Here is a 24,185-nt window from a genome sequence, read left to right as displayed (position 1 = left end):
CCGGTGTTCGGCGGCCAACAGCTATCGGCTAAAGCAATCGACACGCATGCCTCGCGACCCGGCACGCGAATCCGATTCCTACTTCGCCGCCGCCACCGTCACCTTCACGGGCGACTTCGCCCGCGCGGCCGTCAGCGCCACCTGCTTAGCCCATTCTTCCTTGGTCCTGATCTCGCCGGCACGGCTCCAGGCCGCGCCCACGTAGTACGTCAGCGGCTTGCCGGAGGTGACCGGGGCGATCACGAAATCGTTGGCCTGGTCGGAACCGGCGTCCTTCGCCGTCGGCACCACCACCGCCACGCCGAACGCATCGTTGCTCTTCTGCGTGACCCACTGGCGCAGCGAGCCGTCGGCCGGCACGCGGTCGGTGGCGATCTGCGGGTCCTGGCCCTTGTCGCTCGGCGTCTTGTTCAGGCCGACGACGGCGTTCAACTGCTGGCCGCCGGCATAGGTGAACGTCGATTCGATACGGTCGAACCAATGGCCGGCATCGACGGTGAAGCGGCGCACTTCGGAGACCTTGGTGCCGGCCGCGTCGAACGCGTCGTACGAAAGCTCGAAGATCGCCCGCACCGGACCGTTGGCCAGCACCTTCCAGCCCGTGTAGTTGCTTGCCTTGGCCAGTTTCGTGCCGTCCCAGATGGCGGTGCCGCCGGCGCCCAGCGTGCGGCCCACGTTGTACATGTCCATGCCTTCGCCCTGGTCCACGTGGTAGTGGTCATGGCCTTTGTTGTACCAGCGGTCGACGATCGGATACGGCACGCGTTTGAACCAGATGTCGTTGCCGCTGGTGACCAGCACTTCCTTGGTGACGCCGGCCGGCGCCGGTGCGCCGAGCGCGGCGCCGTAGGTGCGGTGCGCAACCTTGTCGTTCTCCCACGCGAAGTCGTCCAGGCGCTCCTGCACGTAGCGCGCGTGGACCTTGGTGGGGAACGGCGGCGACACCGTCTCGGTTTTCTCCACGGTGAACGTGGCGCTCTTCTCGCCGGCCTTGAAGTCGTGCTGGAAGATCAGGTCACCATAGGCGATGCCGCGGTTTTCCGGGTCCTTGGCCTGCGGCGCCACGTTCGTCACCTGGTAGGGCAGCAGCTTGCCGGCGGCGTCGCGCACGGCGATCCGCTGCAGCATGGCGCCCGGCAGCACGCGGTTCACCTCGGCCCATGGCACGGTGATCGTCTCGGCGGGGCGGGCCTGGTCGAGCGCGTGGGTCACGGTGATCGCCAGCTTTTCCGCGTGGGCGGCGGGCATGGCGAAAGCGGCGGAGACGGCGAATGCGGCGGCGGCAGGCAGGAATCGATTGGTCATGGTGCTCTCAAGGCGAAGGTTGAGTGGAACTGCGGGGACTGTCAGGCCAGCAGGATAGCCCGGCCGGGGCGTATGGCGCCAGTGGGCGCCTGGCAACGGCGTCCACCAGTGCTCACGCGCTGCGCCGGTGCCGCGGGCGCGGCGCGATCTCGGCACGGCTGCCATCGGTCTCCGTCATGCAAGAACGGCAAACGAGTATCGGGACTCGCTCAGCAGGTGTCAACGGAACGGGGAGATTCAATCAACAATGTGAGCATTCAGCCATCGCCGTGCGGTGCGTAGGCACGCAGCACACGCGTTACCGCGATGCGCTATGCTGCGGCGATGACGGCAACGATCGTAAAACAACCGGTTCCGGCCGCGAGCCGGCTTCACCGCGCCACGCCGGGCGCGCACTTCCACGACAGCTACCGCATGGCGCTGGCATCCGATCCCCGTTCCGCGCTGCAGCTCTACCTCGACACGGTGACACGCACGCCGGCCTGGGTGGACCGCATGATGGCGCTGCGTAACGCCGTCGTGTCGCGCATCGGTCTGAAGGACCTTGGCGCGCTGGGCGGCTTCGACCGCGCCAAGCCGGCCAGTGCCTACCGACCCGGCGACCGGATCGGCATTTTCGAACTGCTGCATGTGTCGGACGATGAAGTCGTCCTTGGCGATTCGGACCGGCACCTGGACGTGCAGGTTTCTGTGTGCCGGGAAGGCGGCGGGCTGTCGATGTCGACCGTGGTGCATGTGCACCGCCCGTTGGGGCATGTGTAAATGTTCTTCGTTGCGCCCGTGCACCGACGTATCGTGCCGGCGGTGATGCGGCGTATGCCAGCGTACGGCATGCAATGAGCGGACCGGAATGCGGCGCGCGCCGCACGGTTCAGTGCTTTTGCGCGTACATATCGAAGTTTCCCTTAGCAGTTTGCACTGCTAGGACAGCACCTCTGAGGCTGTGATGCACTTCGCGAGGCTTAGATCGTGATTTAATGCCCGCATCTTGTCCTGAGCCGTCAGAGCGAGCATTGGCGCGAAATGGAGGAGTGCATGTTTGTCCCGGACCAAAAGCATGCATGCCAGGTCGTTCTCGAGAAAGAAATAGGTCGTGGTGCGATGGCGACGCACAACGAACGGTCGCCGAGGCGACCGTTCGTTGGAGATTCCTTAAGCATTAGAGCTTTCAGAACGAGCATAAGCTGGCGACAATTCGTGCTTGTTTTGCATTGAATTCTCGGGGCTGATGGTGCTCGAACCCAGCTGCCTACTGACAGCCGTGGATTTTCGTCACTGTTTCCGAGTTGGCATATCGTGTTTCGGTGAGTTGCCTCGGTCGCTATTATCCTGCGATGGCTCCGGGGATCTCTTCCTCTCACCACCAGCTTTCGGGTCCGAGCTTGTGGACTTGTCGTTGCATCCACAGACGACGCTCGTCCCTTCTGCATTTCGACAGTATTTGGGATTGGCACATGCCCAAGCTGACGCAGTAAAAACAAGAGTTGCAGTTGCTGCAGCGGTAAGTAGCAAAGTCTTCATATTGTTCCCCTAAGGTTTAGTGAGTTTTCATCTTAGGTCGTTCCATTTCTGAAGCGTGTTTAAAATTGTGATGCCCGTCGTGGCAGCGGAACATGGATAGCTGGGAGAGGACTTCGGTGGTAAGTCAAGTATTTCGTGGTGGTCTGTGCACATCCAGTAGCGCTCGGATCTACTGTCAACGCCAGCGGTTTTTGTGTGTTCTGCATGCTGCCAGCCAGGTTAGATCGACGGCGACCATAGATCGCCCGCGTCGGCCTCTGCCGCGAAGTAAGAGCGGTCAATCGAAGGTTTCGAAGATGCGTCTAGCCCGCAGTACGGTCAGCACGTTAGCCATGTTCCTGCCAAGCAGTTGACTGCCCGGATCTGCTTCGTGTAGTGGTCAATGACGCCGGGTGCGGCCATCTTTGATATGATACGGACGTCCCGGTACTTCAGTGCCATCATGTCGTCCCGGTCTTCGCGGCCCTCGCAGTTGCCCGCCCCTTCATCGAGAAGGTCTGTCTGTCCGCCGGAAACCCTTGCACCTGACCCAAGTCCCGCCATTGATCTCCGATCTTAATCACTGATGCCATTTCGTAGCACATCCGCAGCATTGCGTTTTGAATCAGGTGATTAATCGATATACCTAGTGATACAAGCCATGCAGCCAAACAACGCCGTCCCAGAGGGGAATGCAGAGAAATCCAATACTTACGCGGGTCGCCGGATTAGCGTAGCCCCGATGATGGACTGGACCGACCGCCACTGCCGCGTCTTCCACCGCCACATCACGAAGCACACCTGGCTGTATACAGAGATGGTGACGACCGGCGCGCTGGTCTACGGCGACGTGGAGCGCCACCTGCGCTTCAACGACGAAGAGCATCCGGTGGCGCTGCAGCTGGGCGGCAGCGATCCAAAGGACCTGGCCACGTCGGCGAAGCTGGGCGAGAAGTGGGGCTACGACGAGATCAACCTGAACTGTGGCTGCCCGTCCGAGCGGGTGCAGAAGGGCGCGTTCGGCGCCTGCCTGATGGCCGAGCCGGAACTGGTGCGCGACTGCGTGAAGGCGATGCGCGATGCGGTGTCGATCGACGTGACCGTCAAGCACCGCATCGGCATCGACGAGACGGAAAGCTACGACTTCGTGCGCGATTTCGTCGGCACGGTGGCCGATGCCGGCTGCACCACGTTCATCGTCCATGCCCGCAACGCGATCCTGAAAGGCTTGTCGCCGAAGGAAAACCGCGAAATCCCGCCGCTCAAGTACGAGTACGCATACCGCCTGAAGCGCGATTTCCCGCAATTCGAGATCCTGATCAACGGCGGCATCAAGACCGAGGCCGAGATCGACGAACACCTGCGGCACGTGGATGGCGTGATGCTGGGCCGCGAGGCGTATCACAACCCCTACCTGATGGCCACGTTCGACAGCAAGTATTACGGCGACACCGCGCCCGTGAAAAATCGCGAGGAAGTACTGCGCGCGATGATGCCGTACATCGCCGCCCAGCTGGCGAAGGAAGGTGGCCGCGGCCTGAAGCTGAATACGATCACGCGCCATATGCTGGGCCTGATGCAGGGCCTGCACGGCGCCCGGCAGTTCCGGCAAACGCTATCCGACTCGAAGCGGCTGGCCGCCGGCGACCCGGGACTGCTGCTGGAAGCGCTGCCGAAATAGCCGCACCGCGGTCCAACTGTTGCCCAGAAAATGGGGACGGGCCCCCTTTTTCGGGAAACATTGCTCGGAAAATGGGGTACGTCCCCATTTTTGCGGCAACTGTTCTCTGTGTGTCAGGTACAGCCGACCACCCTTGATGCATTCGGCAGCGTTCGCGCTTCGGTGTCGGACACCAGCTGTATGGTGTCGGACACTGGTTGGTGGTGGCGTTACGAAACCGGCTTCCGACACCGATCGTGGTGGCGTGAGAAAACCGGTGTCCGACATCCTGAAGGGTGTCCGACACCAAGATCTACACCCGATCCGTCGCGTGCCGGCACGTTTTTGCTGGTCCGCAATGGTGCGCCAACGCCCTGTTTTTGTTCATAAATCCCACGAAACGCTCAGTTTCGTGCGCATTCCAGTCATTCTGTCGTAATTTCCCCATAGAAAAACAGAATACGCATTTCCGCGTAGGATTTCGCTTGCCCCTTGGCAATGCGTAGAATTATACTTTCCTTATGGACACACATTTCGTCGTTCTTCAATGTGTGGAGGAGGAATGAAAAACCACAGCAATTCCGCGTTTTCTTCCCCTTGTTTTGCATTCGCAGTCATGTTTGCTACCTTTGACGATTGCCTTAAGGTAATCAAAAGTGTTCATAAATAATAGTTTCGCGAAGCAGCGCTTGCAATCACCGCTGGTCATCAATAACCGCTAATAACGAAGAGTCGAAATGAATCTTAGCAAAATGAAGGTGGGTAGCCGTCTGGCGCTCGGTTTCGCACTGGTACTGGCATTCCTGGTGGCCGTGACCGTGGTGGGTATTTTCCGCCTGGCGCAAATCCAGGACCGCCTGGATCATGTTGTTAGCGTTAACAACGTCGTTACCCGTCTCGTGATCGACATGCGCAACAACGTGGCCGACCGTATCGGTTCGCTGCGCGTGCTGACGCTGATGTCCGACCCGGCCGACATGGAACCGGAATTCGCCCGCATCAAGGAACAGACCGCGAAATACCAGGCCGACCTGAAGAAGCTGGAAGCCAAGTTCGCGATCGAAGCTTCGCCGGAAGAAAAGAAACTGCTGGCGGCAATCAAGGAACACGAAGCCGTGGCGATGCCGGCCATCGAGCGCGCTTCGCAGTTCTGGCTGGCCAACGACGCGATGAGCGCCACCCGCATCCTGATCAAGGAAATCCGTCCCGCCCAGAAGAAGTGGATGGAAGCGCTTGACCAGCTGGGTGCGCTGGAAGACAAGGTCAACAAGCAGTCGGCGATCGATGCCAAGGAAAGCTTCGAAGGTGCCCGCAACTTCATGATCGGCATGGGCGTGCTGGCGGTGCTGCTGTCGGTGGCTGCGGCGCTTGCGATCACCCGCGGCCTGCTGAAGCAGCTGGGCGGCGAGCCGGACTACACGGCGTCGATCGCCGGCAGTATCGCCAACGGCGACCTGTCGGTGTCGATCGACACGAGCGGCGCCGCGAAGGAAAGCCTGCTGTCCGAAATGAAGGAAATGCGCGACAGCCTGGTGGGCATCGTCAGCCAGGTGCGCGTGGGTACCGAAACGATCGGCACCGCCTCGCGTGAAATCGCCGCCGGCAATATCGACCTGTCGTCGCGTACCGAAATGCAGGCATCGTCGCTGGAGAAGACCGCGTCGGCGATGGAAGAACTGACTTCCACCGTGAAGCAGAACGCCGACAATGCCCGCGAAGCGAACCAGCTGGCCGCCAGCGCCTCCGACGTGGCCCGCAAGGGTGGCGCCGTGGTGTCGCAGGTGGTCGACACGATGAGCTCGATCAACGAGTCCGCCAACAAGATCGTCGACATCATCGGCGTGATCGACGGCATCGCCTTCCAGACCAATATCCTGGCGCTGAACGCCGCCGTCGAGGCGGCCCGTGCCGGCGAGCAGGGCCGCGGCTTCGCCGTGGTGGCTTCCGAAGTGCGTAACCTGGCCCAGCGTTCGGCCGGTGCCGCGAAGGAAATCAAGGCGCTGATCGGCGACTCCGTGGAAAAAGTGGAGCGCGGTTCGAAGCTGGTCGGCCAGGCCGGCGTGACGATGGACGAAGTGGTGGCCTCCGTGCGCCGCGTGACGGACATCATGGGCGAGATCGCCAACGCCAGCCAGGAACAAAGCGCCGGCATCGAGCAGGTGAACCGCTCGATCATCGAGATGGACGGCATGACGCAGCAGAACGCCGCGCTGGTGGAAGAAGCGGCCGCCGCCGCGCAAAGCCTGCAGGACCAGGCCGGCGAACTGGCCCGCGTGGTATCGATCTTCAAGCTGGAAGCGGGCGAAGAGCGCGCCGTGATCGACGCCGTGAACACCGCCGCCAAGGCCGTGCCGACCACCGCCAGCGTCAAGGCGGTCGTCCGCAAGCCGGCCCCGGCCATCGCCGCCAAGCCGGTATTGGCCAAGCCAGCGTCCACGCAATCGGCCAAACCGTCGGCCAAGCCCGCTTCGGACAAGCCGAAGAAAGTGGTTGCCGCCCCGGCCGGTGCGGACGAATGGGAAGAATTCTAAGCAAACAACGAGACGACAACCTCAACTCAATTTCTGGAAAAAATAACATGAACAAGCATCTGATCACCTTCTTCGCCGCCACCCTCGTTGCCGGCACCGCATTCGCTTCCGAAGTGCCGGCCTCCGTCGATGCCCGCAAGTGCAAGGCCGAATACCCGAAAGCCTCGCTGCTGAACGAAGAGCAGGGCGCGGTAACGATGGCATTCCTGGTGTCGACGAGCGGCGACGTGGTCGAGTCGAAGGTCGAGAAATCGAGCGGCTTCAAGAACCTGGACAAGGCCGCACTGAAGGCGCTGACCGCATGCAAGTTCATTCCGGGCAAGAAGGACGGCGCCGTAGCGCAGACCTGGACCAAGGTCGATTACGTGTGGGCGCTGTAATCAACCGTAGCTGACAAGATAAAGGGGAAATCAGATGAACAAGCGTTTCATGGGTGTACTGGCCACGGTGCTCTTCGCTGGTGCCGCTTCCGCTGCGGAAGTGCCGGCTTCCTTCGATGCCAAGAACTGCAAGGCCGACTATCCGAAGGCGTCGCTGATGAACGAAGAACAGGGCACGGTATCGATGTCGTTCCTGGTCTCCGCGTCCGGTGACGTGAAGGACTCGAAGCTCGACAAGTCGAGCGGTTTCAAGAACCTGGACAAGGCGGCGATCAAGTCGCTGTCCGCCTGCAAGTTCAAGCCGGGCTCGAAGGATGGCGCACCGGCCGAGACATGGGCCAAGGTCGACTACGCCTGGAAACTGGACTGATTTTCCCGCCGCCTGTCGGGCGGCAGACAGATTTACCTGCTTTACCTCTTTAAGCCGGCTTGCGCCGGCTTCTTTTTTGCCCGTTTGCGCCGCGCTGTTGGCATGCACGCACATCTGTTAATCTGGCGCATATCGTTCCACTGCCGATCCGCTATGAAAACCCCGCTCTGCCTGTCCCTGGTATCACTGACACTGCTGTCCGGCTGCACGATGATGCGCAACAAGGACGATCCGGCGCGCCTGAAGCAGACCGTCTCCGTGATCAATGCGATGACGTGGACCAACCCGATGTCCGGCAAGCGCGACGGGATCCGCACCACCTGGCCGCTGGCCCAGCTGGCCGGCCACGAGGAAAACTTCCCGCTGGCGCAGATCAGCAACTGCTCCGCGAAAGGACCGGTGAGTCCGGCGCCGTGCGCCTGGGGCGTGCTGAGCGCGTCGCGCAACATCACGCGCTACGCCTACATGGCCGGCGGCATCACGCTGGACGTGGGCGTGGTGGTCGACGTGCACCGGCGCCAGCAGGACCGCCGGCGCAACTTCCACACGTCGATGGCCATTCCGGCGGACGTACCGGCGCTGCAATACCGCAAGGTGCAGCAGCAGGGCGTGGCGCTGCCTTACGGGAAGGTGTACCGGATGGAGTTCGAGCATGGCGTGCGCTTCGACATCTGTGCCCAGCGGCTCGACGAGAACGGTCGTGCGCTCGATATTTGCGACATACCGTATATTTGATTTAACTTATCAACCGACGGAGGAACGTGATGGCGCAATCGAAATCGACGGGTAACCAGAACAAGCAGTCCGCCACCGAAGCAGAAGCGCAATCTTCGGCGTCGCCCAAGAAAGCCAAGCAGGGCAAGGAAGCGGCCAGCCACACCAAGGCCGGCAGCAATGAAGGAGCCGGCGGCGGAAAGAAGCAGGCCCGCAAGCATTGATTCAGGGACGTGTGGCAGGGTCGCGTGGCATGCGCCACGCGGCCAATCCGGCGCCATATTTCCATGTTGTTTGCCGCTGTAACGGTGTGTAAATCCGCGGCAGGGCGGCCGGAAATTCCCTATAGTTCTCTATTGGGAAGGAGATTTACGATGAAAAATTTGCTGATTTTGCCTGTCGTGGCAGCCGTTCTGGCCGGTTGTGCCGTTCCCGGCCCGTACTACGCCGCGCAACCCGTCGATCCATACCAGTGGCGTACCGTCTCGGTCACGCCCGTGGCGCCCGGCACCGCTGCCCGCGCCGGTTCGACGGTTACCTACAGCACCGAGCCGCTGCCGGCAGTCACGTACGTGCCGCAGCCGGTTTATGTGCCGCAACCCGTCTACACGCCGGCGCCGGTCTATGCGGCACCGTCGTACTGGTACCCGCCGATCTCGATCGGGCTGGACTTTGTCTGGAGCCACCGTTCAGGCGGCTGGGGACGTGGCTACCACGGCCGCGGCTGGCGCGGCCGGCGCTGATGAGCCGCTGCACTCTTGTGACGCATTGAGTGCAGCGTACTTGGCGCGGTTTATTAGTGCAGCTAATTAGTACAGCGTGCTTAATGCAGCGTACTCAGTGCGGCGTGCTTGATGCAGCGTACTCAGCGCAGCGTGCTTAATGCAGCGTGCTTAGTGCACATACTCAGTGCAGCGTGCTTGATGCAGCGTACTCAGTGCAGCAGGAAGAACGTGCCGTTGTGGAGCAGGTCGGTGGAGCACAGCAAGTAGGTGGACACGCCGACCAGGCTGAGCAGGATGGTGCTGAATGTGAGGGGAATATGCCGTGCCATGATGGGCTCCTTTTGACTTAAGTTCATCTTAAGAGGGCGGCGCTCCGAAGTCATCGGCAAAATTGTGGGCAAGTTGTAGGAATAACGCTCGTGAATGTACGCAGACTGTCCGGTCTGCGTTTTTTTATTGGAAGCCCGATCGGCACCGCTTTAACGGCGGCCGAACGTGATCACATTGCTTTCGGGGGCGGTATCGAGGGCATCGGAAATCGTCAGCCAGGTAGTGACGCTGTCGGGCTGCTTCAACTGGATGCCGGAACCATCGATGTAGCCGACCAGTTCCATCGTGCTGGCATTCATTTTCGCCTTCGAGACTGTTGGCGCTACCATCACCAGGCGGTCATACGCCTTCCGCACTTTGTTTTCCCACTTGTGCAGGCTGGATTCCTCAAAGCGGTTGGCTTCGAAATACACGGTCAGCGTGCCGTCGGGATTGCCGTAGCCGACGATCCCCGCGCCCTTGCGGATCACGCCGCTGTTCAGGTCCACGGCGTCGGTGGGCACGAACACGCCTGCGCGACCATCCACGCCCGGGCGCTCGGTGGGGGTGTCCTTGCTGTAGGTCGAGAATTCTTTTGAGGCGGAAGCGACGGAGGACATGATGATTATTGGTATTTGGCAATACCAATATTGTACCGGCAAATAAATTCCATGACGCAACTTAAAATGGAAATTTCATCTGCAGGGCCAACCGTACAACGCTTTGACTGGCCCACCGGCCACTTGGCGCCGCGCTACAGGGCAGGGCTGCCCTAATCGCCCTCTGCAGGACCGACTTCCACCGACCAGGAGAAGTCGTATGTATCGTAATGCACCGCGGCCGAGTAGCCGCGGGCGATCATGTCCCGGCAAACCTGGATGGCTTCCGCTTCCGTCTCGCAGGCGATTTCGCGTGGGGGAATATCTGCCGCCGCCGCTACTTGCCGTGTCTGTGCGATGTGTGCCATGGCTTTGGCAGGCTCGGGTTTGCCCAGCAGGCCATCGACGAAGCGATGCACAAGGTGGCGGAAGCCAGTGTTCTGTTCATCCAGCGCCAAGCCCGGCGCTGCCAATACGATCTTGTATTTCGGGGTCTCCATTTGCGGCCCTTTCAAGTGGCTCTGGCGAGGTCAAGGTATATGTGGCGTTTAAATCGAAAGTTACAATACCAATTTTGACCAGAGTGCTCCCGTCCTTGAAATATGGCAACGCAATTTTCCGTGAATTGACAAAAAACCACAGTGATGTTGAGCTGAGTCCATGCCGCCGCCCAGGCAGGTCAGCCGACGCGCAACCCCATCTCCGCCAGCACTTCCGCCGCCTGACGCGACGAGATCAGCGCGCCCTGGAACAGTTTGATGTCCGACAGCTTCAGGCCGCCGAGATCCGCCTCACGCAAGTCGGCATTCTCGAAGCGCGCCCCTTTAAGGTTCGCATTGCGCAGGCTGCCGCCGTTGAATACCGCGTCGCGGAAATCGCAGCCCGCCAGGTCGGCATCGGCGAAATCCAGCCCGGCCAGCGTGGCCTTGCGAAACGACATGCGGCGCAGGTCGGCGCCGACCAGCAGGCAGTCCTCGAACGCCAGCCCCAGGTGCGCCGCCTCCTCGAAGTTCGCACCCGTCAGTTTGCACCCCTTCAGCAGCGCCGATGCCATCCTGGCGCGGCGCCAGCTGCTGTTGTTCAGGTCGCAGCTGTGGAACTGCGCGTCCGTCACGTCCGCCGATTCGAAATCGGCCTGGCGGCCGCGGCAGCGCTGCCACGTGGAGTGCATCAGCCGGGCGGCATAGAACGAGGTCTCGGCCACGCTGCAGCTAATGAAGGTGGCCCCGCGCAAGTCCAGCCGCGACAGGTCGGCACCATCGAGGTCGCATTGCTCGAAGGTCGGGGTGCCTTGGGAAAGTGCGCTTTCGATATCGGCGCGGGAGAGGGATTGGTCGAGGAAGTGCATCGGTGCTCCGGAAAACAAAAAAGGCCACATGCCGAAGCAGGTGACCTTTTTCATTGAATTCTTTGGGGTGGCTGATGGGGCTCGAACCCACGACAACAGGAATCACAATCCTGGACTCTACCAACTGAGCTACAGCCACCACTGAACTACATTTTCTGTTTCGCCAGTAGCGCAACAGAGGCCGCATTATATAGGACCGATTGGCATCTGGCAAACCCCTCTTGCTGCAAAATTTCCTGAAAACCGGTGACAGACACCAGTTTTTTTGAAACATTTCCAGAAAACCGGTGTCTGTCACCGGTTTTCGAGCAACTTTTCAGGCGACGTCGACGGCGTCGACTTGCGGGGTGAGCGAGAGCAGGGCGCGGAAGGCTTCGGCGAGGACGGCGGCGCTGGCGCTGGTGTAGCCGCGCAGGTGTGCCACGCCGGCGGGACGCAGCAGCCCGGCGCCTTCGAGCAGCCGGGCGAGCTGCCGGGCGACGGCGTCGCCGGTGTCGATCAGCGTGACGGGCGCGCTGGCATCGTGCGACGCATGCCGCGCCAGCACCTGCCGGATCGCGTTCTCGACGAACGGGTAGTGCGTGCAGCCCAGCACCAGCGTATCGGCGCCGCGATCGAGCAGCGGCGACACGTACTGTTCCAGCAGCGCCATCGTGCCGGCCGAGCCCAGCTGCCCCAGTTCGATCTGGTCGACCAGGCCGATGCACGGCTGCAGCAGGAACTCGGCCTGGGTGGCGGCGCTAATCTGGTCGCGCAGCGTGAGGAATTTTTCGCTGTGCAGCGTGCGGTCGGTAGCCAGCACGCCGACCTTGCCGGAGCGAGAGGCGGCGGCACCCGGCTTCAGCCCCGGCTCGACGCCAACGATCGGCACGCCGGGCCACTCGGTGCGAATGGCCTTGATGGCGGCGACGGTGGCGGTATTGCACGCCACCACCAGCGCCTTGACGCCTTGCCCGAACAGGAATGCGGCGACGGCCAGCGAGCGCTGGATCACCCATTCCTCTTCGCGGTCACCATAAGGCGCGTAACCGGAATCGGCGAAATAGATCAGGTGTTCATGCGGCAGCTGCGCATGCACATGCCGCAGCACCGACAGCCCGCCCACGCCGGAATCGAAGATGCCGATGGGGGCGTCGACACTGACATTGCGGATGGGCTGGGTCATCGCGGGCTCCTGGGTCTGGAAAATGCTTTGCGAAAGGATGATGCTGCACTGGCGTTCGCGGCGCTGGTGTCGGACACCTTCAGGTGTCGGACACCGGTTTTCCCGGAGCCTGCATGCGATGCCGGGAATACCGGTGTCGGATGAGAACACCGGTGTCCGACACCATGAAGCCGGTGTCCGACGCCAGAACACCAGTACGCCGGCGCAGCCGATGCATCGAGTGCGAGACGGCAGTTACGCCAGCGCGCCTTCAGCCTTCAGCTTTTCGATCTTGACAGCCCATTCCTTCGGGCCGGTCTGGTGCACCGAGGTACCGGTGGAATCGACGGCCACCGTCACCGGCATGTCGACCACGTCGAATTCGTAGATCGCTTCCATGCCCAGGTCTTCGAAGCCGACCACCTTGGCGTTCTTGATCGCCTTCGACACCAGGTAAGCGGCGCCGCCCACGGCCATCAGGTAAGCCGATTTGTGACGCTGGATCGATTCGATCGCGACAGGGCCGCGCTCGGCCTTGCCCACCATCGAGATCAGGCCGGTCTTCTCCAGCATCATGTCGGTGAACTTGTCCATGCGGGTCGCCGTGGTCGGACCGGCCGGGCCGACGACTTCGTCGCCCACCGGATCCACCGGGCCCACGTAGTAGATCACGCGGTTGGTGAAGTCCACCGGCAGCGGCTCGCCCTTGGCCAGCATGTCCTGGATGCGCTTGTGCGCGGCGTCGCGGCCGGTCAGCATCTTGCCGTTCAGGAGCAGGGTCTGGCCCGGCGTCCACGAAGCCACTTCTTCCTTGGTCAGCGTATTCAGGTCGACGCGCTTCGACTTCTCGGTATCCGGCGCCCACGACACGCTCGGCCAGTCGGAAAGCTTCGGCGGTTCGATGTAGGCCGGGCCGGAACCATCCAGCACGAAGTGCGCGTGGCGCGTGGCGGCGCAGTTCGGGATCATCGCGACCGGCTTGGAAGCCGCGTGCGTCGGGTACATGTTGATCTTCACGTCCAGCACGGTCGTCAGGCCGCCCAGGCCCTGCGCGCCGATGCCCAGCGCGTTGATCTTGTCGCACAGTTCGATGCGCAGCTCTTCCAGCTTGTTCTGTGGGCCGCGCTTCTTCAGCTCGAACATGTCGATGTCTTCCATCAGCGACTCTTTCGCCAGCAGCATCGCCTTCTCGGCACTGCCGCCGATGCCGATGCCCAGCATGCCCGGCGGGCACCAGCCGGCGCCCATCAGCGGCACCGTCTTCAGCACCCAGTCCACCAGCGAGTCGGAAGGATTGAGCATCACGAACTTGGTCTTGTTCTCGGAGCCGCCGCCTTTCGCAGCCACGCCCACGTCGACCGTATTGCCTTCCACCAGTTCCATGTGCACCACGGCCGGCGTGTTGTCCTTGGTGTTCTTGCGCTCGAAGTGCGGGTCCGCCACGATCGATGCGCGCAGCTTGTTGTCCGCGAAGTTGTACGCGCGGCGCACGCCTTCGTTGACCGCGTCGGTCACAGTGCCGGTGAAGCCTTCGAAGCGCACGCCCATGCCGATCTTCAGGAACACGTTGACCATGCCGGTATCCTGGCAGATCGGACGCTTGCCCTCGGCGCACATGCGCGAGTTGGTCAGGATCTGCGCGATCGCATCCTTGGCGGCCGGGCTCTGCTCCGACTCGTAGGCGCGGCCCAGGTGCTGGATGTAGTCGGCCGGGTGGTAATAGCTGATGTACTGCAGCGCTGCGGCCACGGATTCGATCAGGTCTTCTTGCTTGATGATGGTCATGACTGTTCTCTTGCGATTGGCTGGATTAGTGATGCTTGGAACCGTTTTGCGTCCCGGTCATCAGGCGGTCGGTATAGGCGATCGCAATGGCAGACAGCAGGAATGCAATGTGAATAAGGGTTTGCGCCATCAGCGTCTTGGCGTCGTACACCTGGGCGTTGATGAAGGTCTTCAGCAGGTGGATCGACGAAATGCCGATGATCGCCGTGGCCAGCTTCGTCTTCAGCACCGAAGCGTTAACGTGCGACAGCCATTCCGGCTGGTCCGGATGGCCTTCGAGGCCCATCCGCGAGACGAAGGTTTCGTAGCCGCCCACGATCACCATGATCAGCAGGTTCGAGATCATGACCACGTCGATCAGGCCCAGCACCACCAGCATGATGGTGGTTTCATTGAGCTTGGTCGGCGGCGGCGCACCCGGCACGGTGACGGCGGCGATGATGTGCTGCAGCGATGCTTCGTTGCCCAGCGCGGCACCGATCAGGTCCTTCAGTTCGACCCAGAAGTGGAACACATAGACGCATTGCGCCAGGATCAGCCCCAGGTACAGCGGCAGCTGCAGCCAGCGGGACATGAAGATGAAAGAGGCGATGGGGTTAAGGCGGCGTCCGTTTGGATACTTCGGATCGGTCATCGAAAAATGGCTCCGGTGGGTGGTGCGGATAAAAACACCCGACATTCTACACCTGAGCGGTCCTTGCCGCAGCTCAAGGCCCGGTCGCCCGCTGCCTGTTAACTGTGCGTTTGTTGCTGAGTCGAAACAAAAATTACTGTAATGTTTGGTTACGGCAACATCTTCCCATTACAATCCTGCCCTTTCGGCCGCTGCCCATCCCCCCGCAGCTTCTGGCCGGCATGCAGTTCGCGACATGGCCTTGTCCCCGCCGCCCGCGCCAATTCTGAAAACAACAATGTTCAACAACCTGAAAATCGGCACCCGCATCAGCCTGATGCTGGGCGTGCTGTTCTTCCTGCTGCTCGTGGTGAGCGGCCTTTCCCTGCAAGGCGTCGCGCGCAACAACGAGGGCATCCGCGACCTGAAAAACGGCAGCACCGGCCTGGTGGCCGCCCAGAACGCGATGTGGGAACTGCGCTTCGGTGTCGCCAACTTCATGACGGCCAACGAGCAGGGCCGCGCGAAGATCCTGGGCGACGAGCAGAAATGGGCCGGCATCATCGAGGACAACCTGAAGCTCTACGAAGCACTGCCGCACACGGACGAGGAAAAGGCCGGCCTGGCGCAGCTGAGGGAATCGTATGCCAAGTACTTCGCCTCGCGCCCGCGCTGGTTCGAGCTGTATTCGGCCGGCCAGACCGAGGAAGCGGCCGAGTGGCGCGCCAATAACACCAACAAGTTCGGTGCCGCCACCGTGAAGGGTTTCAAGGCGCTGATCGAGATGCAGGAACAGAACGCCAGCCTGGAAGTGGACCGCCTGCTGGCCGCCAACGCCACCAACCGCAACGTGATGTTTGCCGCGGTGCTGCTGGCGATCGCCATCTCCGTGGTGACCGGCTACCGCGTGGTGCGCTCGGTCACGCTGCCGCTGCGCGAGGCGCTGCACCTGGCCCAAACGGTCAGCAAGGGCGACCTGACGAGCCGCGTGACGGTGCGCAGCAACGATGAGATCGGCCAGCTGATGCGCGCGCTGCAGGAGATGAACGACAGCCTGGTGCGCATCGTGACCGAGGTGCGCAGCGGTACCGATACCATCGCCACCGCCTCCGGCGAAATCGCCGCCGGCAACCTGAACCTGTCGCAGCGTACCGAGAACCAGGCCGGCTCGCTGCAGCACAGCGCCGCCTCGATGGGCGAGCTGACGACGACCGTCCGTCAGAACGCCGACAACGCGCGCCAGGCCAACCAGCTGGCCCAGTCGGCCTCCGACGTGGCCGTCAAGGGCGGCGCCGTGATCGGCGAAGTCGTCTCGACGATGGATGCGATCAACGCGTCGGCACGCAAGATCGTCGACATCATCGGCGTCATCGACGGTATCGCCTTCCAGACCAACATCCTGGCGCTGAACGCGGCGGTGGAAGCGGCCCGCGCGGGCGAACAGGGCCGCGGCTTCGCCGTGGTGGCTTCCGAAGTGCGTAACCTGGCCCAGCGTTCGGCCAGCGCCGCCCGCGAAATCAAGGAACTGATCGGCGACTCCGTCGACAAAGTGGACGCCGGCACCCGCCTCGTGTCGCAGGCCGGCAGCACGATGAACGACGTGGTGGAAGGCGTCAGGCGCGTCACCGACATCATGGCCGAGATCACCAGCGCCACCGTGGAGCAGAGCGCCGGCATCGAGCAGGTCAACGTGTCGATCGTGCAGATGGACGACATCACGCAGCAGAACGCCGCGCTGGTGGAGCAGGCATCCGCCGCCGCCGCATCGCTGCAGGAACAGGCTGCCGGACTGGCGCAGGCGGTTTCCGTGTTCCGTCTCGACAGCGCGGCCACCCCTGGCCGCGTGCTGCTGGCACACCGCGGCTGATAGCAGCCGTCGCGGTATCCGGGCGGGAGGGCGGCTGCGGCCACCCTCCCGCTTTTTCTATTGTGGTTAGAATGGCAGTATTGGTTTGCCGGACACGCGCTGTCCTGTAAGGGCGTTGTAAGCGCCCCGCCTTACTGTCATGGCAAATAACTACCACGATGGAGACAAAGCATGAACGCAGCTACGGAACAAGAAGGTCAGCAGGGCCACGTCGAATCCCGCGTTTTCAACCCGCCCGCGGACTTCACGGCCAACGCCGCCGTATCCGGCATGGAGGCCTACAACGCGCTGTGCGCCGAGGCCGAGCGCGACTATGAGGGCTTCTGGGCCCGCCTGGCGCGCGAAAACGTGGACTGGCAAACGCCGTTCACCCGCACGCTGAACGAAGACAACGCGCCGTTCTACAAATGGTTCGAGGACGGCAAGCTGAACGTGTCGTACAACTGCCTGGACCGCAATCTGCAGAACGGCAACGCCGACAAGACCGCCATCATCTTCGAGGCGGACGACGGCACCGTCACCAACGTCACCTATAAAGACCTGCACGCGAAAGTGTGCAAGTTCGCCAACGGCCTGAAATCGCTCGGCATCAAGAAGGGCGATCGCGTGGTGATCTACATGAGCATGTCGGTCGAAGGCGTGGCCGCGATGCAGGCCTGCGCCCGCATCGGCGCCACGCACTCCGTGGTGTTCGGCGGCTTCTCGGCCAAGAGCCTGCAGGAGCGCATCATCGACGCCGGCGCCGTGGCCGTGATCACCGCCGACGAGCAATCGCGCGGCGGCAAGCAGCTGCCGCTGAAAGCCATCGTCGACGAAGCGCTGGCCATGGGCGGCTGCGACACGATTAAAAACGTGGTCGTCTACAAGCGCACCGGCGGCAACATCGGCTTCACCGAGGGCCGCGACATCTGGCTGTCCGACCTGGTCGACAACCAGGCCGCCGAATGCGAACCGGAATGGGTGGAAGCGGAGCACCCGCTGTTCATCCTGTACACCAGCGGCTCCACCGGCACGCCGAAGGGCGTGCAGCACGCCACCGGCGGCTACCTGCTGTGGGCCGCGCTGACGATGAAGTGGTCCTTCGACATCAAGCCCAGCGACGTGTACTGGTGCACCGCCGACATCGGCTGGGTCACCGGCCACACCTACATCGCCTACGGTCCGACGGCTGTCGGCGCCACGCAGGTGATCTTCGAAGGCATCCCGACGTTCCCGCACGCCGGCCGCTTCTGGGAAACCGTGCAAAAGCACAAGGTGTCGATCTTCTACACGGCCCCAACCGCGATCCGCTCGCTGATCAAGGCATCGGACGCCGACGAGAAAGTACACCCGAAGAGTTTCGACCTGTCGTCGCTGCGCCTGCTGGGCACCGTGGGCGAGCCGATCAACCCGGAAGCGTGGATGTGGTACTACCGGAACGTGGGCGGCGAAAAGTGCCCGATCGTCGACACGTTCTGGCAAACGGAAACGGGCGGCCATATGATCACGCCGCTGCCGGGCGCCACGCCGATGGTACCGGGCTCCTGCACCCTGCCGCTGCCGGGCATCATGGCGGCCATCGTCGACGAATCCGGTGCTGACGTGCCGAACGGGCAGGGCGGCATCCTGGTCGTGAAACGCCCGTGGCCATCGATGATCCGCACCATCTGGAACAATCCAGACCGCTTCAAGGCCGGCTACTTCCCCGAGGAGCTGGGCGGCAAGTACTACCTGGCTGGCGATGGCGCGATCCGCAACAAGGACACCGGCTACTTCACCATCACCGGCCGCATCGATGACGTGCTGAATGTTTCCGGGCACCGTATGGGCACGATGGAGATCGAGTCCGCTCTCGTCGCCAATCCGCTGGTGGCCGAGGCTGCCGTGGTTGGGAAGCCGGACGACACCACCGGCGAATCGATCTGCGCGTTCGTCGTGCTGAAGCAGGCTCGGCCAACTGGCGAGGATGCCAAGAAGATCGCCGCCGAGCTGCGGACCTGGGTGGGCAAGGAGATCGGGCCGATTGCCAAGCCGAAGGAGATCCGCTTCGGTGACAACCTGCCGAAGACGCGCTCGGGCAAGATCATGCGGCGCCTTCTCCGTGTGCTGGCCAAGGGCGAATCGATTACCCAGGACGTTTCCACGCTGGAGAATCCGGCGATTCTGGAGCAGCTCAAAGAGACTGCCTGATCGCTTTGTGCCTCGCGCTTCGATAGCGCGAGGGGACTGACCCCGGTTTTCTCGCTTGGGGTCTGTCCCCGGTTCTTTAGCCACGGACAGAGCAGGGGTTTCGCAGCGCACCCATAGCGTAGGGGAAAGGCACCGGTTCTCGCGGTTGGTGCCTGTCCCCGGTTCGTCAGCCCGCGGCAGTCGTGCTCCCGGCAGTTCCTGTTCTTGCTCTCCCGTACAGAGCCCAAGCGCAGCCAACCCCGGACCGATTGACCAACCCCGTCCCTTTCCACGAAAAAACTTTGCACTCTACAGGCCACCTGCTATAATCTGCGCCTCTCGCAACGCGGGAGAATGCAGGAGAGATGGATGAGTGGTTTAAGTCGCACGCCTGGAAAGCGTGTTTAGGTTCATAGCCTAACGGGGGTTCGAATCCCCCTCTCTCCGCCACAGATACTGCAAGGGCCGCTTCGATAGCGGCCCTTTCCATTTGTACTGTTCACCGGCCGTGTACTCGTGTCCGGTAGAACGCTCCTTCACTTTCTTCCATCACGCGGCCAATAAACCCGCGCCACATCGATTCCCACCCGCCGGTACGGCGCTCCCCGCTCAGGCGCGGCGCCTTCTGCCGCTGTTTCGCCGCAGGGCAGCCAGACCAGTAATTCCCAATCCTGCTGCAAGCATTGTGTTCGAGGACGGTTCGGGAACGGATGAGACTGGCGAGAAGGATGCATAGGTGCCACCACTCGTACAGCAGGCATCGGTCACGTAAAGTCTGAACGTATGGCTGCCGGCGGATAGCGCGATGTCGTCATAGAACGCCGAGTAGAACGAAGTGGCGCCAGGGCCGCGCGTGTCAGGCCCCAAATTGCCGGAAGTGGGCGCGAGCAGCACACCGTCGAGTGTCAGAGCAAAAGCGTCCCCATGAATTCCTCCGTCACTAATCGAGAAATCGATGGTTTCATCTGCGTCGACGGTGATATATGCATTATTGCCAAACGACCCGCCGAAGATTTGTACAGGAACGAAGAAACCTGTACCGACTTCCGTTTCCCAGTTCACGTAGATATTGCTGGCCCCGGTCAGGGGGTCTAGGGTGATATCGGCATGGGCTGAGGTGCCAAGCAGGGCGAATGCCGCTGCAACGATCGTCTTTCTTATAGTCATCAGAGTTCCCCAAGAGTGAAATTACTGTGCAGGCAAATTGCGTACCAAGCTTATTAAACAAGGGGTTATCGACTGCCTGGGCTAGCGGCGCTGCAATGATGTAAGAATTTTCGACATAAGCGCTCTGCACGGCGACGATAATCAGGCGACCAACCTGCTCAGCGGTACTAAGGGAGAAATGGATATTGGTCACAGAGAATGCCTGGATACTATCTGCTGATAGCATATTGCAAGTTAAGAAAATGGGTCCTTGCGTCCGGTAAGATGAAATCCCCTACTCAAGGAGATCAAAATGAAGAAAGCCTTATTTGCTTGCTTATTGACAGCTGCGACCTTCGCGCACGCCGCACCCGTGACGATATCCTTCTCCTATGAGGGGGCGAACTATGACGATGACGTAGGAGGTTCGCTGGTCTGGGACCCGTCCGCCAAGTTTCAGGCCAGTTTCACTGGCGAAGACCTGGATGGCGATAACGAGATCAGGGGAGATGAGTTCACGGCTCTAGTCGTGAATGGAGTCAACTATATAACCCCGAATACCCAAACTGACCGTTATACGATTGACGATTACTATTTCTTCTACCGAAATACGCAAGATTTCGCATTTTCCACGATGCATCAGTCCTACGATAGCGAAACTGGAGATTGGACTGATTTTCAGAGATCCTTCTGGCTCAGTCGGGATGGCCACGGAAAGGCATACTGGGATTGGTTCGAGCCAGGAGCCTCGAAGACATGGGAAACAACCAATCAAACAGTAATCAGCGTAGTTTCCGTCCCTGAGCCTGCAACTGTTTTGATGCTCGGTCTTGGACTGTCCATTATTGGCCTTGCGCATCGGCGAAGGAAGACTGCGGCATCCTGAATCGAGAATGCGTCCGGTGAATGTTGAATAAAAAGCTGAAATGCGCAGGGGGGCGGACAAAAGTCCGGTGCATTTCGGCGTAGAAACCGCACTGTTTCTCACGCACAGTAAATTTCCCCCCTGAAGCAATTCATTAATCGCTTTACAGCGCTACAGCGCCCCCACGGAAACGCCTCTTGGCTACGCACCCTGGGCTTGAACAGCACTGTAGCCAGCTCACCAGCATCGACTATTGCAGCGAAGTTGTCGACATCTCGCGGCATCCTCACGCTAGAATGCATTGATCCACATCATTTATGCGACTCGCCGCCGCCATGCCAGCCCCCCACCTATGCTAACCGTTGAACTACACAACGAATTTGATGTCTTTTCCGCACGCCAGCGCGCCTTGCAGGTCGCTGCGATCTGCGGCTTCAGTTCGTTGAACCAGGTGAGGCTGGGTACCATCGTTTCCGATATCGTTCGCAGCGTGGTGTCGTCCGGCGCCCCTGGTACCCTGCAGTTCAGCCTGGGAGGTGCGATGCCATCGACGCGCCTGGGTATCTCCATCGCGACCGGGGCCGCGAACCCTCTCGACCGCAGCGCCCTGACCGAGCCGCTGCGCCTCGCCAACGATTGGGCCGATACGATCGACTATGACCAGGCGGGCGGCTCCATCGTCATGTGGCGGGCGTGTCCGGCCAGCAGTTCGCTGACCATGGATTCCTTCGCTACCGGACTCGCCAAGGTCGATGCATCCGCGGCCGATATGCGCCGGGGCTCCACCCCTCACCAGGACCCATTGCATCAAAAGATCGCTGGTCTTACCGCGGACAACTCGGTCCTGGCGGCACGCGCCGATATGCTCGAACGGCAGGCCCGCCAGTTCGAAGAGCGCCAGTTGAGCAATGAGGTGCGCTATGCCGCTGCCGTGAAGGCCGATGCGCAGAAGGGCGAGTTCCTCGCCGTCCTCGCCCACGAACTACGAAGCCCGCTGTCCGCGGTCAACGGCGCTGCCGACCTGCTGATCAACGCCAGCCACCTCGACGCCGCGCGCGTCGCCAGCATCGGCAAACTGGTCAAGCGCCAGGTAGGGTACATGAGCCGCCTCGCCGAAGACCTGCTCGATGTGTCCCGTTTCGAACGCGGGACGATGGCGCTCGGGCGCGAAGTCATCGACCTCGGGCAGGTGACGGAGTCCGCCATCGAGCAGGTGGGGGCGCTGATCGCCGCGAAGGTGCAGGCCGTCCGGATGGTCGCATGCGCTGACGCGGTCGTCCTCGGCGACCGTACCCGATTGACCCAGGTGATGAGCAACCTGCTGTCCAACGCCAGCCGATACTCGCCTTCCGGCAGCGAAATCCGCATCCGCCTGGCGATCGACGGGGAGCACGCCGTCGTTGAAATCGCCGACGATGGCATTGGCATCGATCCGCAGCTGATTCCCACCATGTTCGACCTGTATGTCCAGGCTGACCTGACGGTGGCCGCTCGCGACAGTGGCCTGGGCCTCGGACTGGCACTCGTCAAACGGCTGGTCGAGGCCCATGCCGGCACGGTGTCCGCACACAGCGATGGAAAAGACGCCGGCAGCACTTTCTCGGTGCGGCTTCCCCGTCATCGCGGGCAATAGGTCCCGCCCGCCTCACCGCCATCCTTTCAGGCATCGAAGCGATATCCCGCGCCCAGGATGTTGCCTTGGACGTCGGCCACCGATCGTCCCGGTCACTCGCATCGATTAATGCATTGATAACTTGTTTCTGTGTGATACTGGATAAGCCACTCACAAGTAGTCCGGCAATAACCCAGGAGAATGCATGAGCATGGCAACGACAGGCCTTTTGGCCAAAACCCTCAACGAACATCAGGCAACCTTGCTGGAGGTGTGGCTGGGCGGGATGTTGTCCCGCATGGTCCGCCGGGACAAGGTGGCCGAGGGAGAGATTCGCCAGCAGGCCACGCGATTCCTGCCGGAGGTTGCGGCCACGGTGGAGAAGAGCCAGAACTATGAATTCGACTCGCCTGCATGGGCGGACGTGCGCCAGACATTGGCCGAGATCTCCATGGGGCGCGTGCGCCAGGGCTATTCGTCGACCGACACGGCCGCGTTCATCTTCTCGTTGAAGGAACCGCTGTTCGCGCTGGTACGCCAGACGATGGCGCATGAGCCGGACACGATCACCGCCGTGATGACAGAAGCGGGCAGCCTGTTCGACCGCATGGGCCTGTTCACGATCGAGGAATACCAGCGCGGCCGCGAAAGCGTGATCATGCGCCAGCAGCAGGAGCTGCTGGAACTGTCCACGCCCGTCGTGCAGCTGTGGAAGGATGTGTTGGCGCTGCCGCTGATCGGCACGCTGGACAGTGCCCGCACCCAGGTGGTGATGGAAAACCTGCTGCAGAAGATCATCGATACCGGCGCATCGATCGCGATCATCGACATCACCGGCGTGCCGACGGTCGACACGCTGGTGGCGCAGCACCTGCTGAAGACAGTGGCAGCGGCGCGCCTGATGGGCGCGGACTGCATCATCAGCGGCATCCGCCCGCAGATCGCCCAGACCATCGTGCACCTGGGCGTCAACCTGGAAGACGTGACCACGAAAGCCACGCTGGCCGATGCGTTCCTGGTAGCCCTGAAGCGCGTGGGCGCGAACGTGACGCGCGCCGAACAGTCTTACTGAGGCGGCGATGGAGCACATCCCCATCCTGAAAATGGGCGACCTGCTGCTCGTCACGATCCAGGTCGACATGCACGACCGGCTCGCGATGACGCTGCAGGATGACCTGACCTCGCGCATCGTCAAGGACCACGCGAGCGGGGTACTGATCGACATCTCGGCGCTGGACATCGTCGATTCGTTCATCGGCAGGATGATCAGCAACACCGCGGCGATGGCGCGTATCCTCGATGCGCGCACGGTGCTGGTCGGCATGCAGCCAGCCGTGGCCATCACCCTCGTCGAGCTCGGCCTCACGCTGCATGGCGTGCAGACCGCCCTGAACGTCGAAAAAGGCATCGCGCTGCTAAAGCGCGACGCGGCTTAACCGCTTCAAGACTGGCGATAAAGGTCGTGCGTGCGGCTCACGTACGCCGACCACGACATCCCCCGGCCATTGGCCATGGTGCCGCAATTCCTACATTTGTAATACCTGAAGTTACACAGGGCGCTCGT

At 61.6% G+C, this 24,185-nt stretch carries 22 protein-coding genes and 2 tRNA genes; 15 read left to right on the top strand and 9 right to left on the bottom strand.

Annotated elements, in window-relative coordinates:
* Positions 1–78 precede the first annotated feature (78 nt).
* The gene (locus tag FHS02_RS21500; RefSeq protein WP_137316396.1) at positions 79–1,305 is read right to left on the bottom strand and encodes a DUF4861 family protein; all 1,227 of its coding nucleotides are present in this window, start codon (positions 1,303–1,305) and stop codon (positions 79–81) included.
* Positions 1,306–1,629: 324 nt separating this feature from the next.
* On the opposite strand from FHS02_RS21500, the gene FHS02_RS21495 reads away from it, so the two are divergent.
* From FHS02_RS21495 to FHS02_RS21460, 8 genes are all read left to right on the top strand, one after another.
* Positions 1,630–2,067 (top strand): DUF2867 domain-containing protein, encoded by a 438-nt coding sequence (locus tag FHS02_RS21495; protein WP_137316397.1) that lies wholly within the window; start codon positions 1,630–1,632, stop codon positions 2,065–2,067.
* Positions 2,068–3,466: 1,399 nt separating this feature from the next.
* A complete protein-coding gene (dusA, locus tag FHS02_RS21490; protein ID WP_137316398.1) occupies positions 3,467–4,486 on the top strand; it encodes a tRNA dihydrouridine(20/20a) synthase DusA in 1,020 nt (339 codons plus the stop codon).
* Between the two features lie 716 nt (positions 4,487–5,202).
* Complete coding sequence (locus tag FHS02_RS21485; protein WP_229422374.1) at positions 5,203–6,996, top strand: methyl-accepting chemotaxis protein; 1,794 nt, start codon at positions 5,203–5,205, stop codon at positions 6,994–6,996.
* A 47-nt stretch (positions 6,997–7,043) separates the two neighbouring features.
* Positions 7,044–7,376, top strand: coding sequence for an energy transducer TonB (locus tag FHS02_RS21480; RefSeq protein ID WP_137316399.1), 333 nt, complete (start codon positions 7,044–7,046; stop codon positions 7,374–7,376).
* A gap of 34 nt (positions 7,377–7,410) precedes the next feature.
* Positions 7,411–7,746 (top strand): energy transducer TonB, encoded by a 336-nt coding sequence (locus FHS02_RS21475; RefSeq protein WP_137316400.1) that lies wholly within the window; start codon positions 7,411–7,413, stop codon positions 7,744–7,746.
* 153 nt (positions 7,747–7,899) lie between these two features.
* Positions 7,900–8,481 (top strand): hypothetical protein, encoded by a 582-nt coding sequence (locus FHS02_RS21470; protein ID WP_137316401.1) that lies wholly within the window; start codon positions 7,900–7,902, stop codon positions 8,479–8,481.
* A 26-nt stretch (positions 8,482–8,507) separates the two neighbouring features.
* Positions 8,508–8,684 (top strand): hypothetical protein, encoded by a 177-nt coding sequence (locus tag FHS02_RS21465; RefSeq protein ID WP_175424917.1) that lies wholly within the window; start codon positions 8,508–8,510, stop codon positions 8,682–8,684.
* A gap of 150 nt (positions 8,685–8,834) precedes the next feature.
* Positions 8,835–9,203 carry a hypothetical protein gene (locus FHS02_RS21460; RefSeq protein ID WP_137316402.1) on the top strand — a complete coding sequence of 123 codons (369 nt, stop codon included), beginning with the start codon at positions 8,835–8,837 and terminating at the stop codon, positions 9,201–9,203.
* A gap of 461 nt (positions 9,204–9,664) precedes the next feature.
* Here FHS02_RS21460 and FHS02_RS21455 read toward each other — a convergent pair whose 3' ends face one another.
* The 7 genes from FHS02_RS21455 to FHS02_RS21425 form a co-directional block, all read right to left on the bottom strand.
* Positions 9,665–10,114 (bottom strand): hypothetical protein, encoded by a 450-nt coding sequence (locus FHS02_RS21455; protein WP_137316403.1) that lies wholly within the window; start codon positions 10,112–10,114, stop codon positions 9,665–9,667.
* Positions 10,115–10,266: 152 nt separating this feature from the next.
* Positions 10,267–10,593, bottom strand: coding sequence for a hypothetical protein (locus FHS02_RS21450; RefSeq protein ID WP_137316404.1), 327 nt, complete (start codon positions 10,591–10,593; stop codon positions 10,267–10,269).
* 179 nt (positions 10,594–10,772) lie between these two features.
* Positions 10,773–11,441, bottom strand: coding sequence for a pentapeptide repeat-containing protein (locus FHS02_RS21445; RefSeq protein ID WP_137316405.1), 669 nt, complete (start codon positions 11,439–11,441; stop codon positions 10,773–10,775).
* Between the two features lie 63 nt (positions 11,442–11,504).
* Positions 11,505–11,580: transfer RNA gene (locus FHS02_RS21440), tRNA-His, on the bottom strand.
* A gap of 177 nt (positions 11,581–11,757) precedes the next feature.
* Positions 11,758–12,606 (bottom strand): glutamate racemase, encoded by an 849-nt coding sequence (gene murI, locus FHS02_RS21435; protein ID WP_137316406.1) that lies wholly within the window; start codon positions 12,604–12,606, stop codon positions 11,758–11,760.
* 234 nt (positions 12,607–12,840) lie between these two features.
* Entirely contained in the window at positions 12,841–14,370 is a 1,530-nt protein-coding gene (locus FHS02_RS21430) for a fumarate hydratase (protein ID WP_137316407.1), read from the bottom strand.
* 25 nt (positions 14,371–14,395) lie between these two features.
* The gene (locus FHS02_RS21425; RefSeq protein WP_137316408.1) at positions 14,396–15,004 is read right to left on the bottom strand and encodes a TIGR00645 family protein; all 609 of its coding nucleotides are present in this window, start codon (positions 15,002–15,004) and stop codon (positions 14,396–14,398) included.
* Between the two features lie 277 nt (positions 15,005–15,281).
* Between FHS02_RS21425 and FHS02_RS31985 the strand changes: the two genes are divergently transcribed.
* From FHS02_RS31985 to FHS02_RS21410, 3 genes are all read left to right on the top strand, one after another.
* The gene (locus FHS02_RS31985; protein WP_137316409.1) at positions 15,282–16,850 is read left to right on the top strand and encodes a methyl-accepting chemotaxis protein; all 1,569 of its coding nucleotides are present in this window, start codon (positions 15,282–15,284) and stop codon (positions 16,848–16,850) included.
* A gap of 171 nt (positions 16,851–17,021) precedes the next feature.
* Positions 17,022–19,019 (top strand): acetate--CoA ligase, encoded by a 1,998-nt coding sequence (gene acs / locus FHS02_RS21415; RefSeq protein ID WP_137316410.1) that lies wholly within the window; start codon positions 17,022–17,024, stop codon positions 19,017–19,019.
* Positions 19,020–19,357: 338 nt separating this feature from the next.
* Positions 19,358–19,448, top strand: a tRNA-Ser gene (locus FHS02_RS21410).
* 159 nt (positions 19,449–19,607) lie between these two features.
* On the opposite strand, the gene FHS02_RS21405 is transcribed toward FHS02_RS21410, so the two are convergent.
* Positions 19,608–20,165, bottom strand: a complete 558-nt coding sequence (locus FHS02_RS21405; protein WP_137316411.1) for a PEP-CTERM sorting domain-containing protein — start codon at positions 20,163–20,165, stop codon at positions 19,608–19,610.
* Positions 20,166–20,457: 292 nt separating this feature from the next.
* On the opposite strand from FHS02_RS21405, the gene FHS02_RS21400 reads away from it, so the two are divergent.
* From FHS02_RS21400 to FHS02_RS21385, 4 genes are all read left to right on the top strand, one after another.
* Positions 20,458–21,030, top strand: coding sequence for a PEP-CTERM sorting domain-containing protein (locus FHS02_RS21400; protein WP_137316412.1), 573 nt, complete (start codon positions 20,458–20,460; stop codon positions 21,028–21,030).
* A 280-nt stretch (positions 21,031–21,310) separates the two neighbouring features.
* Complete coding sequence (locus tag FHS02_RS21395; protein ID WP_175424918.1) at positions 21,311–22,642, top strand: sensor histidine kinase; 1,332 nt, start codon at positions 21,311–21,313, stop codon at positions 22,640–22,642.
* A gap of 184 nt (positions 22,643–22,826) precedes the next feature.
* A complete protein-coding gene (locus FHS02_RS21390; protein WP_137316414.1) occupies positions 22,827–23,693 on the top strand; it encodes an STAS domain-containing protein in 867 nt (288 codons plus the stop codon).
* A 7-nt stretch (positions 23,694–23,700) separates the two neighbouring features.
* On the top strand, positions 23,701–24,057 hold the full coding sequence (locus FHS02_RS21385) for an STAS domain-containing protein (RefSeq protein WP_137316415.1): 357 nt from the start codon (positions 23,701–23,703) through the stop codon (positions 24,055–24,057).
* Positions 24,058–24,185 lie beyond the last annotated feature (128 nt).

Source organism: Pseudoduganella umbonata (assembly GCF_014192225.1).
GTDB lineage: Bacteria > Pseudomonadota > Gammaproteobacteria > Burkholderiales > Burkholderiaceae_D > Rugamonas > Rugamonas umbonata.
This window is presented reverse-complemented; position numbering and strand designations above follow the sequence as displayed.